The sequence below is a fragment of the Rhizobium sp. NZLR1b genome (assembly GCF_019685155.1).
In the GTDB taxonomy this organism is placed as follows: Bacteria; Pseudomonadota; Alphaproteobacteria; order Rhizobiales; family Rhizobiaceae; genus Rhizobium.
Genome location: NZ_JABDWC010000015.1, coordinates 129,587 through 143,622, shown reverse-complemented (window position 1 = coordinate 143,622; position 14,036 = coordinate 129,587). Strand labels below are relative to the sequence as shown.

14 protein-coding genes and 1 pseudogene are annotated in these 14,036 nt (G+C 60.9%); 7 read left to right on the top strand and 8 right to left on the bottom strand.

Features of this window, described 5'->3' with window-relative positions; all coding sequences use genetic code 11:
• The first annotated feature begins 43 nt into the window (after nucleotides 1–43).
• The 3 genes from HJB84_RS21075 (at nucleotide 44) to HJB84_RS21065 (ending at nucleotide 2,923) form a co-directional block, all read left to right on the top strand.
• Nucleotides 44–874 carry an SAM-dependent methyltransferase gene (locus HJB84_RS21075; protein ID WP_221116776.1) on the top strand — a complete coding sequence of 277 codons (831 nt, stop codon included), beginning with the start codon at nucleotides 44–46 and terminating at the stop codon, nucleotides 872–874.
• A 335-nt stretch (nucleotides 875–1,209) separates the two neighbouring features.
• The gene (ubiA, locus tag HJB84_RS21070) at nucleotides 1,210–2,124 is read left to right on the top strand and encodes a 4-hydroxybenzoate octaprenyltransferase (RefSeq protein WP_207580901.1); all 915 of its coding nucleotides are present in this window, start codon (nucleotides 1,210–1,212) and stop codon (nucleotides 2,122–2,124) included.
• Nucleotides 2,125–2,146: 22 nt separating this feature from the next.
• Nucleotides 2,147–2,923, top strand: a complete 777-nt coding sequence (locus HJB84_RS21065) for a phosphodiester glycosidase family protein (RefSeq protein WP_221116775.1) — start codon at nucleotides 2,147–2,149, stop codon at nucleotides 2,921–2,923.
• A gap of 38 nt (nucleotides 2,924–2,961) precedes the next feature.
• Here the strand turns inward: HJB84_RS21065 and HJB84_RS21060 are convergent, their stop codons facing one another.
• The 3 genes and pseudogenes from HJB84_RS21060 to HJB84_RS21050 form a co-directional block, all read right to left on the bottom strand.
• Nucleotides 2,962–3,777 (bottom strand): alpha/beta hydrolase, encoded by an 816-nt coding sequence (locus HJB84_RS21060; protein WP_221116774.1) that lies wholly within the window; start codon nucleotides 3,775–3,777, stop codon nucleotides 2,962–2,964.
• Nucleotides 3,778–3,805: 28 nt separating this feature from the next.
• Nucleotides 3,806–4,403: pseudogene (locus tag HJB84_RS21055) on the bottom strand (demethoxyubiquinone hydroxylase family protein).
• 102 nt (nucleotides 4,404–4,505) lie between these two features.
• Nucleotides 4,506–6,389, bottom strand: coding sequence for an ABC transporter ATP-binding protein (locus HJB84_RS21050; RefSeq protein ID WP_221116773.1), 1,884 nt, complete (start codon nucleotides 6,387–6,389; stop codon nucleotides 4,506–4,508).
• Nucleotides 6,390–6,626: 237 nt separating this feature from the next.
• Here HJB84_RS21050 and HJB84_RS21045 point away from each other — a divergent pair, with 237 nt between their 5' ends.
• Nucleotides 6,627–7,028 carry a GFA family protein gene (locus HJB84_RS21045; protein WP_207580906.1) on the top strand — a complete coding sequence of 134 codons (402 nt, stop codon included), beginning with the start codon at nucleotides 6,627–6,629 and terminating at the stop codon, nucleotides 7,026–7,028.
• An 85-nt stretch (nucleotides 7,029–7,113) separates the two neighbouring features.
• On the opposite strand, the gene HJB84_RS21040 is transcribed toward HJB84_RS21045, so the two are convergent.
• A complete protein-coding gene (locus tag HJB84_RS21040) occupies nucleotides 7,114–7,587 on the bottom strand; it encodes a VOC family protein (protein ID WP_207580907.1) in 474 nt (157 codons plus the stop codon).
• A 265-nt stretch (nucleotides 7,588–7,852) separates the two neighbouring features.
• Here HJB84_RS21040 and HJB84_RS21035 point away from each other — a divergent pair, with 265 nt between their 5' ends.
• Nucleotides 7,853–8,455, top strand: a complete 603-nt coding sequence (locus tag HJB84_RS21035; protein ID WP_207580908.1) for a histidine phosphatase family protein — start codon at nucleotides 7,853–7,855, stop codon at nucleotides 8,453–8,455.
• Between the two features lie 169 nt (nucleotides 8,456–8,624).
• On the opposite strand, the gene HJB84_RS21030 is transcribed toward HJB84_RS21035, so the two are convergent.
• Together HJB84_RS21030 and HJB84_RS21025 are read right to left on the bottom strand one after the other, a co-directional pair.
• Nucleotides 8,625–9,629, bottom strand: a complete 1,005-nt coding sequence (locus tag HJB84_RS21030) for a carbon-nitrogen hydrolase family protein (RefSeq protein ID WP_207580909.1) — start codon at nucleotides 9,627–9,629, stop codon at nucleotides 8,625–8,627.
• Between the two features lie 180 nt (nucleotides 9,630–9,809).
• Nucleotides 9,810–10,238 carry a VOC family protein gene (locus HJB84_RS21025; RefSeq protein ID WP_207580910.1) on the bottom strand — a complete coding sequence of 143 codons (429 nt, stop codon included), beginning with the start codon at nucleotides 10,236–10,238 and terminating at the stop codon, nucleotides 9,810–9,812.
• 196 nt (nucleotides 10,239–10,434) lie between these two features.
• Here HJB84_RS21025 and HJB84_RS21020 point away from each other — a divergent pair, with 196 nt between their 5' ends.
• A complete protein-coding gene (locus HJB84_RS21020; protein ID WP_207580911.1) occupies nucleotides 10,435–10,650 on the top strand; it encodes a hypothetical protein in 216 nt (71 codons plus the stop codon).
• Between the two features lie 129 nt (nucleotides 10,651–10,779).
• On the top strand, nucleotides 10,780–11,550 hold the full coding sequence (dapB, locus tag HJB84_RS21015; RefSeq protein WP_221116772.1) for a 4-hydroxy-tetrahydrodipicolinate reductase: 771 nt from the start codon (nucleotides 10,780–10,782) through the stop codon (nucleotides 11,548–11,550).
• 201 nt (nucleotides 11,551–11,751) lie between these two features.
• Here dapB and HJB84_RS21010 read toward each other — a convergent pair whose 3' ends face one another.
• Together HJB84_RS21010 and HJB84_RS21005 are read right to left on the bottom strand one after the other, a co-directional pair.
• Entirely contained in the window at nucleotides 11,752–12,684 is a 933-nt protein-coding gene (locus HJB84_RS21010; RefSeq protein ID WP_207580913.1) for an ornithine cyclodeaminase family protein, read from the bottom strand.
• 196 nt (nucleotides 12,685–12,880) lie between these two features.
• On the bottom strand, nucleotides 12,881–13,393 hold the full coding sequence (locus tag HJB84_RS21005; RefSeq protein ID WP_221116771.1) for a GNAT family N-acetyltransferase: 513 nt from the start codon (nucleotides 13,391–13,393) through the stop codon (nucleotides 12,881–12,883).
• Nucleotides 13,394–14,036 lie beyond the last annotated feature (643 nt).

Here is a 14,036-nt window from a genome sequence, read left to right as displayed (position 1 = left end):
GGTCCGGGCGTCGGGACCAAGGTTTACAGACAACGAGGCTTTCATGCGAGCATCGGAACCAAGCCGCACCGCGCTGGGCGCTGCAGCCTACAGGGCGGCGCACCAGAACGTCGATGGCGGCGCAATCTTCTTCGACCCCTACGCTCGCCGGATACTCGGTGAGGAGGCGAGCGCCGAGGCTGACCTGAAAGCCCGGGACCCCTCTACGCGATCCTTTCGCCTCTTCATGGCGGCACGCAGCCGATATGCCGAAGACTGCCTTGCCCTGTCCGTAGCAAGAGACGTCCGGCAGGCAGTTATCCTCGGCGCCGGGCTCGACACCTTTGCACTGCGCAATCCCCATGCCGGCCTGAAGGTCTTCGAAGTCGATCATCCTGCCACGCAAAGGTGGAAGCAGACGCGGCTGAACGAAACCGAGCTGACGCACGCCCCGCCGACATTCGTTCCGGTCGATTTCGAGCAAGAAGATCTCAAAGAGTGCCTCGTCGCGTCCGGCTTCAAGCTGGAAACGCCATCCTTCTTCATCTGGCTCGGCGTCGTGCCCTATCTCAAGGAGGCGTCGGTCTTTTCCCTGCTGCGCTTCGTCGCCGGCCTGCCGAGCGCATCCGTCGTCTTCGACTACAGCGAACCCCTCGAAAATTATTCACCCGAACGCCGTGCCCGCGCGGCGGAAATGGGATCGCGCACGGCTGCGGCCGGCGAACCGTGGCTGACACACTTCGATCCGAAGGAAATCTCCGAGCGATTGCTGAGCCTGGGGTTCGTATCTCTGGAGGATCTCGGCCCCACCGAAATGGCAAAGCGCTTCTTCGGCCTGCCAAGGGATGCACCGGATCGCGGCGCTGGCCCGCACGTCATATGGGCGGGGAGATAGGAATAGTCGTAACGATTGAATTGCGACACTTGGACCTCAGCGTTGTAGAGGACAGCATCCAGCCGGCTCACGCATAACCGGCGTATCCATTCGGCAGGTCATGCGGGCGGGGATGTTAAAGCATGTCGCGGAAAAGTTTGCAGCGGTTTTGCGGCAACGACATGCGTAAAAACAAAGAGCTAAAGCGCAAGGAGGGAATCTGAAAGATCGCGACGCGCTTTAGTCACGGCAGACTGCCGTTGCAGTGCTTGCAAAAATTCCTATTCTCGGCGTCACCGATGGCGATGAAAAGCTGAGGCATCCGGTTTATTGCGATAGGAATTTTAGATCACATCATGACGACACTCAGCCGCCCTGATCTCAGCGACATCAACCATGGCGACTGGGTGGATCGCCGGTTACCGGCCGCATGGCGGCCATACACGCGACTGGCGCGGCTCGATCGCCCGGTCGGAATCTGGTTGACGCTTTTCCCATGCTGGGCCGCCCTCATCCAGGCATCGCACGGTCTGCCGAACTTCTTGCAGTTGGCGATCTTCTCTCTCGGCGCCGTGCTGATGAGAAGTGCCGGTTCCACGGTCAACGACATCGCGGATCGGAAGTTTGACGGCCATGTGGAACGGACTCGCTTCCGGCCCCTTGCAAGCGGGGAGCTCCGCACCCTGCACGCCTTCGTCTTTCTGGCCGTGGAACTCGTGGCTGCGGCATCGCTTCTACTCTTCCTGACACCCTATACGTGCCTGGTGGCAATCTCGGTTCTGCCGCTGGTCTTCATCTACCCGCTCTGCAAGCGCTTCACCCACTGGCCCCAGGCCGTCCTGGGTGCAGCGTTCAATTGGGGGATGCTGATGGCATGGGCCGAGCTTGCAGGCCATATTCCGGCCGGCGCCGTCTTGATGTGGGGCGGGGCCATCGCCTGGCAGATCGGTTATGATACGGTCTACGCCTATGTCGATCTGAAGGATGATACCCGCCTCGGCCTGAAGTCGACGGCAATCCTGTTCGGCAGGCACGGCAAGATGTGGATCGGCTTGTTCTATGCTCTGGCCGTCGGGGCCTGGTCGCTCGGCGGCTGGCTGCTGGACATGTCGCCGCCTTATGCAATCGGAATGCTGGTCATCGCCGCTCATCTCGCCTGGCAGACCCGGCGGATCGACCTTGCCCGCCCCGACCTGAATTACCGCCTCTTCCTCGCCAATATCCTGACGGGCGTGCTACTCGCCTGCACGGCTTTGTCGGGCACATTTTGACGAGGTCGAGACCGTGAGACCAATGACCTATCTGAAACAGGGCATGCTCGCCGCGGCCATGATGCTGACAGCAATGATGATGTCCCCACATCGAGCGCATGCCGGACAATGCGAGCGGGAAACCTTTGAAGATGCGGCATACGTCGTCTGCACGTTGGACCTTGAAAAAGCCGACCTCCGCCTGTTCTGGAAGGGCGCCGATGGCGCACCGTACCGCACCTTTTCAAGCCTTGCCGAAGCCGTTCACGCGGCGGGGAAGACGCTGGTGTTGGCCGTCAACGCCGGCATGTACCGGGCCGATTTTTCGCCGATGGGACTGTATGTCGAAAACAGCAGGGAATTGAAACCCGCCAATACCGCAAAGGCCGAAAGCTCCGCCAGCCAGGTACCCAATTTCTACAAGAAGCCGAACGGCGTGTTCTTTCTGAGTGAAACCGGCGCAGGCATCCTCCCTACAGATGAATTTCTGAAGCTTGCGCCCAAAGTGCGGTTCGCTACACAGTCCGGCCCGATGCTTGTCATCGCCGGCACGCTGAACCCGATCTTCATCCCAGGCTCGACGGATCGAACCCGCCGAAGCGGTGTCGGCGTCTGCGCGGCCGGCACGGTTCGCTTGGTGATCAGTGAAGACGGGGTGAATTTCGACGATTTCGCGCGGCTCTTCCGCGAACAGCTGAAATGCTCCGACGCCTTGTTTCTCGATGGCGGAAACGGTGTCGGGCTTTACCATCCGGCAATGGGCCGCAACGACCGCTCCTGGCACGGCGGTTACGGCCCGATCCTCGGGCTTGTCGAATAGAACCGGTATTCATCGAGGCGGGCGTTGAGCCTTGTGCCTCATCTATCATCCGGCCGGTCACCAAAAAACCTTGCCGTGGCCGTGATCAGCCGGTCCAGCATATCGACGTTCTTACAAGTGTTGAAAATGTGATCCATGGGAGCCTCCCAAACTTGGTGTGCCCCCTTATGCGCCCGAGCGAACTTTGCCGCTGTTCCCACAGGAATGGCGGTATCCAGGCTGCCTTCCGCAAGGAAAACCGGTCCATCATACTTAGCAATCTCGTCCAGCGGATCCAGGCTTTCGACGTCGGCAAAGAAGTCATGGCCGAGAGTTATGGACGAGCCCCACGGAAGTTGAAGCTTGGTGGGCGATCGGTTTTCGAGCGCCCGTTCATACACATCACGCCCAATCAAGGCTGGAAAGGATAGTTTCGGCTCGCCGACAGGGGCCCAGAGCGCGACCGCCGCTGGTCGATTTGTTCGGCCCGCCGCCACGGCAGCAACCAGGCCACCCTGGCTCCATCCCAGCAGAAAGATCGCATTCGGACCACCCGACGGCAGATCGCTGACGAAGTCCATGGCGGCGATGCAATCCTCGATTTGGCGATTATATGTCGTGTCCTGAAAGCGTCCTCCGCTTTCGCCGACACCTCGAAAGTCAATCCTTAGGCTCGAAAAACCGAGAGACGCGAGCTTCTCCGCCGTATGCGTGAAGATACCGGTGCCGGTCTGAGAAATCATGAGTTCGTGCCGCGTTCCTCCGAACCCATGGAGAAGCACGACAGTCGGTGCGTTTGCCGAGGCCGTCAGACGCAATGTTCCGACAACATGATCCCCACCGACCTCAAAGTTTACCGTTGCCTCTGCCGCCATTGCTTCCTCCGAACCTCCCCGTCAAAGCCTATCCCTTCCCCGCACGTGTCATTTCGGCGCGCATCCAGCTCGAGTCACCCCAGGTGGAGAGCCAGATCATCAGATCGGTCAGAGAGCCGATGATGGGCAGGAGCAAGGCGTGGTTCAGGCCCCGTCTCCTTTGACTGTCCTCAGCCTTCCTCAGATGCGCCAGCTCCTGTTCCTGTATCGAGGCGATCAGGGCGTGAAGCTCGGGATCGCGCTTGGCGAGGAAGGCCAATTGGTCTTCGAGATGGCGATGGACCGTGCTTTCAACGGCCTCTGTGCAGATCCAGATCATGTTGCGCCCGCCAAGCGCCGTCAGGATGCCGAGTACGGAACCGCCGAGGCTCCAGAAGGCCATGACGCGGCAGGGCCTGGCGCTCCTTGCAGGCATTGCCTCGCGAAACAAGCCGGCAATGGTCGATCTCGTCCTCACGCATCTCTTCAAGCGCCGGCACGATGTCGGGAAACAGCCGCCGGGCCATCAGGATCTGGGCGCCATAGATCCTGATAGCACCGAACTCGCCCGCATGGTTGACCTTGAGAATGCGACGGATGGTGACATCGGCGTCGCGCATTCCCGAGTTACTCGACGGATTGATCATGACCACCCTGCCCCGGTTCCCTTGCAGGCAATAGGCAGGATTGCCGCCGTGATCGTCAAGGGGTGCGTCGACTCAGTCTGCCGCGACAAAAAATTCAACGACTCAGTCAGCCCTGGGTGAGGCCGGAAATGCTTCAACGATGTCTTCGGGAATGAAGCCGCCGGTCTGGCGTTTCCACAGGCGGGCAAACAGGCCGTCGCCTTCGACCAGTTCGTCCGGATTGCCCTCCTCCACGATCCGCCCGCGATCGAGCACGACGATCCGGTCCATCCTGGCGATGGTCGACAGCCGGTGGGCGATGGCGATCACCGGCTTTCCCTCCATGACGAGGTTCAACCGCCCCTGGATGGCGGCTTCGGATTCGCTATCGAGCGCGGAGGTCGCTTCGTCGAGCACCAGGATCGGCGCGTCCTTCAGCAGAACGCGGGCGATAGCGACACGCTGGCGCTGGCCGCCGGAGAGCTTGATGCCGCGGTCGCCTACGAAGGCGTCATAGCCCCTGCGGCCCTCGCTGTCAGTCAGATCAGCGATGAAGGCATCGGCGCTCGCCATCTTCGTCACCCGTTCGATTTCGTTCTGCGTCGCCTCTGGACGGCCGTAGCGGATATTGTCGCCGACCGACCGGTGCAGCAGTGCGACGTCTTGCGCGATCACCCCGATCGCGCGGCGAAGGCTTGACTGCGTGACCGCCCGGATGTCTTGCTCGTCGATCAGGATCGAGCCGTCGCCGATGTCGTAGAAGCGCAGGAGCAGATTTGCGAGCGTGGTCTTGCCGGCGCCGGAGAGGCCGACCAGACCCACCTTCTCGCCGGGCCGGACCGTCAGCGACAGGTCGTTGATGACAGGCTTGCCTGACTTGTAGGCGAAGTGGAGGTTCTCGAAACGTATTTCGCCGCGCTGAACACTGAGCTCGGTCGCATCCGGCCGGTCGGTGATCGTCGGAGGTGTGGTCATGACGGGCATGGCGTCCTTGATCGTGCCGATCGCCTGGAAGATCTGCTGGCCCATCTGGAGGAAGACGAAGATCTGCGACGACAGCCGGTTGAGGATGTAGACCGCGCCGACGAACTCGCCGACCGTGAGGAAGCCTTTGACAAGGCCGGAAAATCCGATCGACAGCATGGTCAGCCACAGCAGCGTGTTGAGAATGACGACAGTCACTTCCGACGACCGATAGATACGCTGTTCGCTGTGCTGCGTCTGCACGGTCCTCTGGATGATGCGGCGGATGGCGCCGGCCTCGCTGTCTTCGGCCGCAAACTGCTTGATCATCTGCATGTTGGTATAAAGATCGGTGATGGCGCCGGCGACCAGGCTGCGCTGCTTGGCGTTGCGGCGCGAGCGCTGGACGAAGGTTGGCACGATCCTGGCGGTGAATGCGATGTTGAGCGCGATCCAGACGACGACAGGCAGGGCAAGCTGCCAGGCGAGTGCGCTCAGCAGGATCACAGAGCCCACCAGCTGCATCAGGAAGCGCGGGATGGACTGGAAGCCGGCAAGGATCTGCTGCTGGACGGCGGAGGATACCTGCGAGAGGCGTGAGGCAACCTGGCCGGCATAGAGATCATGGAAGAAGGCAAGGTCTTGCCGCTCCACCGCCTTATGTCCCTGCCATTGAATGGCAGCCGGCATGCCGATGCCTAAAGTATGCGAGTTCAGCGTATTCAGCATGAACGACACAATCGGCATGACCGGAAAGATCAGGAAGCCGAGAACGGTCAACAGCAGCCATTCATTGTGCAAGAAGGCGGCGGCGCCCTGTTGCGTCACGCCATCGACGATGACCGAAAGCCCCCAGACGATCGTCAGGTTGATCAACTCGAACACCATGGAGCAAAGCGCTAGCGCGATCAGCACGCCACGGAACATCGAGATGAAGTGCAGGAGCACCGTCACCGGACCTTTGGAAGGCAGCGGCCGGTAGGGAATGTCGAGCGGCCGGATCAACGTTTCGAAGGGACGGTAAATCGCATCGGAAATCGACATGGGCCGCTCGGATCAAAATTGGGAGGAAGCGTGGACTCGGACTACGCCAAGTCGTATGGGATCATCTTTTGGCCGCCATCTCAACTAGAACTTTTATAAATTGACCAAACGGGAATATCGCCAAAACAGAGCCTGGCGAGCGCGGGAAAGCGAGCGCCCGAAAGCCCCAATTGCGGTCGTCGCGCCATTGAGGCAGGATGCTGTCCTTGAACAAGAAGCAGGATTGAACCGACGCTCATGCTGACGGGCTCATGTCATTGCGGCAAGGCGAGTTGGACACTTAGAGGTGATCCCGGCTCGATCACCGCCTGCAACTGCACTCTCTGCCGCCGCTACGGCACGCTCTGGGCCTATGATTACGAAGGAGAGCGTATCGCTCTCAGCGGAGAAACCGCCTCCTATACCCGCTCCGGCCGGGAGACCTCGTCCCTCGAAATCTTGTTCTGCCCATCCTGCGCCTGTGTCTTGAGCTGGCGCGGCCTGCGGCTTCAAAAGGATGGCCGCCGGCGCATGGCGGTCAACATCCGGCTTGCGCCGCCGGATCTGGTCGCCGATCTGCCAATCGATCACTTCGACGGCCTGGATACGTTCGAAGATCTTCCGTCCAAAGAGCGCTGCGTGCGCGATCTCTGGTTTTGACAGCCTGTCCCGTTTCCGAAGGACCCTGGAAATGTAGGTCAATCTCACCGGACCCGACACTCCGGAAAACCTACTGCGTGAAGGTTCAGCCGCGCCGAGCCGCCTCGAGCGCCGCGACGTCGATTTTCCTCATGGTCATCATCGCATCGAAAACCCGCTTTGCCTGGTCGCCACCTGCCGCGAGCGCTTCGGAAAGGATACGTGGCGTAATCTGCCAGGACACACCCCATTTGTCCTTGCACCAGCCGCACTCGCTCTCCTGGCCGCCATTGCCGACGATGGCGTTCCAGTAGCGGTCGGTTTCCTCCTGGTCGTCGGTTGCAATCTGAAATGAAAAGGCTTCGTTGTGTTTTAACGCGGGACCGCCGTTCAGGCCGATGCAAGGAATACCCGCAACGGTGAATTCAACGACCAAGACGTTTCCCTGCTTGCCATCCGGATAATCTCCCGGTGCACGAATGACGGCGCCTACGGCACTGTCTGGAAACGTCGCGGCATAAAAGCGGGCAGCCTCCTCGGCGTCTTTGTCATACCATACGCAGATCGTATTCTTCGCCATTGCGCGGTCCTTTCGCTCTTCGTTTCGCATTTCCTTCGTTAGATATGAGGCAAACCGTCTTTCTCCAGCCCATGGTAGCAATTTCTCGGGAAGGACTGCCGAGCGCTGCCAAGCGGACGCAAAGAGCCGATAAAAGAGGGCCTGGCTCTCCCGGATCGCGCCAATTGCAGTCATCATTGATCTGTAGCATGAGCGAGCTGCTGCACCGTCCTCTTCGCTTCAATAAACCCCTCATTGTTGCATTGATTTGCCTGGAACAACGCTGATGATTTTCCTGCTTCGCCATGGCGAGACCATTTGGAACAGCTTAGGCCGCTTCCAAGGCCAGAAAGATTCATCCCTTACGGAGCGCGGTATCGAACAGGCCGAACAGGCGGCGAAGCTTCTGAAAAAGGAAGTCGCAGGCACCGAGCGTTCATTCCAACTCCAAGTTAGCCCGCTAGGTCGAACGAAAGAGACTGCGGCTCGAGTGAAACGGATATTGCCTTTGGAATCCCACCAGGAACCGCGGCTGATGGAGGTGACCATCGGCTGTTGGGACGGCATGACCAAGTTCGAAATCGACAACGAGTTTCCGGGAATGCTGGACGGGTCCGACGCTTTTGATTGGTATTTCAAATCTCCCGACGGAGAAAGCTTTGATGCTGCCTGTGCCCGGGCGAAGGACTGGATCTCAGGCATACGCGGACCGACAGTCGCGATTTCTCACGGGCTGTTTGGCAGATTGGTCCGCGGTGTCTATTCTGGCCTTTCAAAACGAGAGATGCTGGAACTGCCCGTTCCCCAATACGGATTCTATCGCCTTCGCGACGGCGAGTTCAGTCTGGTAGGCGCTTCGGCCGAAACGATATCCGACGTCGTTGCGTAACAAGGGTTCATGCCTGGTGACCGCCGCGGCCCGCCAAAATTCATTGCGGATTTATAGCGCGGCTCAATGTCGGAGATCGACACCTCCGACTTGCAGCAGCGTCTCGGGCACGCCTCACCCCTCGAGGCCTTGCTGGCCGCCTCGGGGTGAGGTTCGACACGACGTGGCTCTAAAACATATCCCGGCCGTCGCTGCGCGGGTCGCCGGCAACGCGATGCGGTTCGTAGAGCCCGCTCCGCGCCTTGCGCCGCCAAGGACGGGAAAGATCGCCGGGATTGTCGTCGATATCGGCGACCGATATCGCGGCCGTGCCATCCGTAGGGCATTGCGCCGCCCATCGGCCGCCAGGCGCGACGATCGCTGAAGAAGCAGGATCAGCCTGACCGGGATGGGCGGGGATCGAGAAACTGACCCAGTAACTATTGCTCGCCGCATGCCCTTGCGCCTCTGCGGCGAAAGACGGTTCAGTAGCCGGTGAACCGCCTGTCGTCGAAAACAGCACGCAATGGACGTCTAGCCGCTCGTATTCGCTAAAAATCTCTGGATAGTGGCATTCCATGCCGAGCGCGCAGCCAAAGCGGATGCCGTCGACCTCGAAGGTCACAGGAATCGACCCCGGCGTGTACATGAAGGAAATTTTGGTGTTGGACAGCAGGCGTTCGTCATAGCGCGTCACCAATTCGCCGTGGTCGGAGACAACATAGAGGCTGTTGTGCGGTCGATGCGGTTCCGTCAGCGGATGTACTGAGCCGATGACCGTCCAGAGCTCGAGTTCGCGCGCCAGCCTGCGCGTTGCATCCAGTTCCTCACGCAGCACGGCCCATTCGAACCGCCGCCAATCGGATGGCCCGATCTCTCGCGGCCCGATTTCCGACATGATGCGCTTGTTCGGCGCTGACGTCGCACCTTCGGGAAAGTGCACGAGCCGTGCCCCCGCCTGCCGCGCCTGCCGCATCAGCAGGCGAATCTCCTGACCACTGCGGCGGAGCTTGTCGATGTCACGGGGATCGTCTGCATGAGTGGTCTGCGCCACAGCGAGACGCAGGCGCCTCACCTCGGGCGCTACGTCTTCCGCCGAGCTGGGCAGCAGATGCATGCGGGCGGTGGTATAGGATTCACCCGTCTTGGCGGCGCGCGCACGCACCCGCCGCTTGAAATTTCCATTCTCAGTCATATCAGGGCCTCTCACGTTCCGGACATCGTTCCCCAGCAACAGGCCCGAAACATCAGGACCAAAGTAACGACCCGAGACGAAAACCCCTTTGCCTCCGGTTGAAGACCCTGCTGGGGAAGGTCTGGGGAGGTTCGGCGTTAGGCCACGCCGAGTTAAAGATGCCGAGGCGACCGCGATTCGTCAATTCGGGGAGCGGCGGGGATCCCTCGGCGCCGAAGCCCCTACTTCGGGCCTGCCTTGATCCACTCGCCACGGCGGATCGACGCGGTTCGATCCGGCGAAATAAAGGATGATGCGATTGCTGCCGGGGTCGAGCAGCTCCGCCTCGCGCCAGAGCCAGCTCTTGTCCTCGGGTCCGCTCACAAAGTGAAGGCCGGCCTCACTAAGGCGGCCGACCGTCTCGTCTAGGTTCTCACACTCGAAATAGACTGTGGTTCCCCCACCGCCGCTTTCACCCTGATGCAGGGAGAAGGTGCTGTCCCCGTCGGGACAGACGAAGCGCGCATACCGAGGACGGGCGTCGACGACGGGCCTGAGACCGAGGACGCAGTAGAAGTCCCAGCCCGCATCGAGGTCAGGCATCGTAACGGTCACCTGGTTCAAGCGCATGATCTTTCCTCACCGGTCGAGTTCGCTCAAAAGTATGCGCCGCTTCTGGCACCAAGAAATTCATAAAAACAGAGACCTAAAACCATCGCATGAATCATATTCTAGACGACACGCTTTTTGTGTCCTCGACACAAAACTCGTGTCAGACTGCTCAAGCCACGGGTAAGCCTGCGCGCCGATCGAGAGGGCAGAAGCCATGCACAAGTTCACCGTATCAATCACCCGGGAGATCGAGGCAGATACTGCCGAGGAGGCTGCACTGCTCCTATATCAGGAACTATCAAGAGGACCGGTCCCTGACCGCTATGCGGTCACCGACGAGACAAGGGTGACCAGGGAGGTGAAGCTGGATCGGGAAAAGGCCGATGAATTCGCCAGCATTGATCACACCGCCGACCCCGGCAACTGGTAACGTCAGGCAGCCACAGGAGACCCGGCTTTGCGCCGGCAGCCGAATGCGGTAGTTGCAAATCCCCTTCTCCGGCGCGAATGCCGGATGCAAACAGCCCTCCCGTCGGAAATATCCCAGCTAGGAAAGACCGTGAACTCATCAATCAAAATAGCCGTCGCTGGTGCGAACGGCCGCATGGGTCGTGCCATCCTGCCGCTGCTGGCAGCCGATCCGACTTTTGCGTTCGTCGGCGGCATCGGTCGTGAGGGCTCTGCAGGCGCCGGGCTGATCGACCGCTCGGATGCGATCGCGGAGGCCGATGTGATTCTGGATTTCACGACGGCAAGCGCTGCCGCCGAACTTGCCGGCTTGTGCGCATCAGCCGGCGGTCCGGCACTGGTGATCGGAGCGACGGGTTTCGAGCCGGATGACCTCGACCGGATCGCTGAGGCTGCCCGGACGATTCCGATCCTGCGCTCTGGTAATTTCTCCATCGGTTTGAACATGCTGATCGGTCTCGTCACTCAGGCGGCGCGCGCCCTTCCCGCGCATGGCTGGGATATCGAAATCCTCGAGGCCCACCACAACAGGAAGATCGACGCGCCGTCCGGCACGGCGCTGATGCTCGGCGAAGCGGCCGCCGAGGGCCGCGGCGTTTCCCTGGCATCCGTCGAGCGGCGCGGGCGCGATGGCATCACCGGCGAGCGGCCGCCCGGCGAGATTGGCTTCGCCGTCTTGCGCGCCGGCGGGTTGGTAGGAGAACACAGCGTGCTGTTTGCCGCCGCCGAGGAAGTCATAACACTTTCGCATTCGGCTCTCGATCGCGGCATGTTTGCCCGCGGCGCGCTTGCCGCCGCCCGCTGGGTCGCAGGACGCGCGCCCGGCGAATACGGCATGCGGGATGTCCTGGGTCTGGAGTGAAGGAGCGAATGGACAGGGTGAACAGAGGCTTGAAGCGCGTCCTTGAATCAGATTCTGAGCGCATCTCTGGTTGCCGCACGGCCAGACGTTGGAGGATGTCGTGCCCTCTTATTTGACGTCGTAGATATCCCTGCCTCGCCTCTTACTCAACGATAACATGAATAAAAACAAACGCTTAAAGCCGCGCCCCCGAATCAAAGCCTACACCGACACCCCTAACCTATCGAGGATTGCCGAGGCGACGACGACTTCGGTTCCGGCCAGGCCGACCGAGCAAAACAGCGTCGTCTCTCCAAGCGATCCTCGCCCCGCCGTCCTCCCGGCAATGATGTCGGCAAGGTCGGCCAAACGATCTTCGTTGCCGGAACCGGCGAGGAAAAAGGGCGAAGCGTAGGCGTGGGCCTGTTCGGGAGAATCCGTCGCGATTACCGCTGCGGCATCAGCGACATCCAGGCCGAGCTCGTATCCCCGAAGCGTTTTCGGGCCGACGGTGTTGACATGCACGCCGGGCTTCAGATCCCGCGCATGGACGACGGGCGTTTGGCTCGTCGTCGCGCAGATGACGATGTCGGCGTCATCGACGGCTTCGCAAGCGTTACCGACAGGGTCCACCTCCAGCCCCAGGGCGTGCTGCATTTCGGCCGCGAAGGCGGCGCGATTTTTCTCGTCGCGGCTATAGACGCGGGCACGGTCCAGTTTTCGAACGGCGGCGGCTGCGGCAAGCTGAGTTCGCGCTTGCGCGCCGCTGCCGAGGATCCCAACGATCCTGGCATCAGGCGCGCTGAGATGGCGGATGGCGAGACCTCCGATGGCGCCGGTCCTGAGGTTGCCGAGGCGTTCTCCGAGGACGATGCCCTTGAGCCTGGCATCGTCGGCCGACCACACCGCGACGATTTGCGAATGCTCCGTCCCGCCGAATGTTTCATAGACCCGAAAGCCCGCGAGCGGTTTGTCGCCAAGGATACCGCCGACGGTGAAGACGAGATCGCCTTGATCGGGAAAGGACACATGATGCCGGGGCGGAGAGACCAGCCGATTGCCGGCTCTCGCGAGAAAAGCGGTCTCGAGCGCATCCATCGCCACGCCCATCAACGCACTGCCGGCCAGATCCTCGTCTCTCAGAATCTTCGTCACGGCAAACCTCCAGCCCAAAGCATGTCGCGCAAAAGTGTGCAGCGGTTTTGCGGCAACGACATGCGCAAAAACAACGAGCTAAAGCGCAAGGAGCGATTCTGAAAGATCGCGACGCGCTTTAATGCCGGCATCCTGCGACCCCAACCGCGCTTGAGGTCAATAGATGAGGTAAAGGGGTTTGAGCTGAATTACCCCGTCAGGCCCAATCGACCAGACGGCGAGCCATTATAACGTCGTCGATCTCCCTGCCCTCCTCCAGAACCCCGCCGGGGATCCTGCCGATCTCGGAGAAGCCCTGCCGCTGGTAAAAGCGGATTGCCGCGGGGTTTTCCGCGCTGACGAACAGTTCCAGTTGCCGAATGCCGAAGTCGCCTGCGTGATCGGAAACCGCCTCCAGCAGCTTTCCAGCGAGACCCGTTCCGCGCAGGTGGGCGCGGATATAGACCATGACGATCGTCGCGCGATGGGCCATCTTGCTCGAGCGCTGCCGCAGCAGGCCCATTATACCGACGGGCTCATTATCCTGAAACGCAATGAAAACCGGCTCGTTCAGGCGATTGCGCCACTCCTCGTCGGGCAAGATCTCCCAATCTTCGTAGCGGCTCGCAAAGGAGGACGGCTCGGCGCGTAGCGCTTCCAGGCGAATACGCCGGAAAGCCTCCACTTCGTCTGCCTGGATAAGCCTGATCGTCACGCCGCTCGCATCCATCGGAGACCTCCTCGGAAATCTCAGCTACGTCATTACAGAGGGCTCCGGCCGATGCAAGCCGACGCGATGACTTCGATTCCTGCTCCTATTGCGCCACCCCTCGCGCCAGCGCCTGAGAGAGCGTCATCCTGAGGCGCCTGCACGGCTCGAAGGACGAGGCGGGTGCACTGACGTGGAAAGAATGCAAGAAGCCGCTGCGGTATGTCCATCGAGGCTCCGCCCTATGGCTACGCGCCTCAGGATGAGTTGGAGGATGCCGCGCATATGCTAGCCGGCGCAGAAGGATGCACGCGCCTCCAAGGAGACCTCACTCTGAGTCGCGCCCCGCGAGAACCTCCAAGGGCGAGGCCGATGCTCCGCTGGCGATTACTCCGCCGAAGTTCCGACCCGGCCGCCCTTCCGGACGCCCGATTGATTGAATGGCATGACCACCGGTTGGTTCGATGGCCGGAGGTCCCATTGATCGGGCGGCTGGACGGCTGGTTGGTCGGTCGCCGGTTCGCGCGTCGACCGAACGACCAGCTCATCCGGCTGTTCGCTCGGCCCAGTCGCCATTTGATCGGCTAACCTGGTCGGCGATTGATCGGCTGACCCAGTCGCCGGCGTATCGGCTGACACGGTCGCCGATGTAGCGGCTGACCAA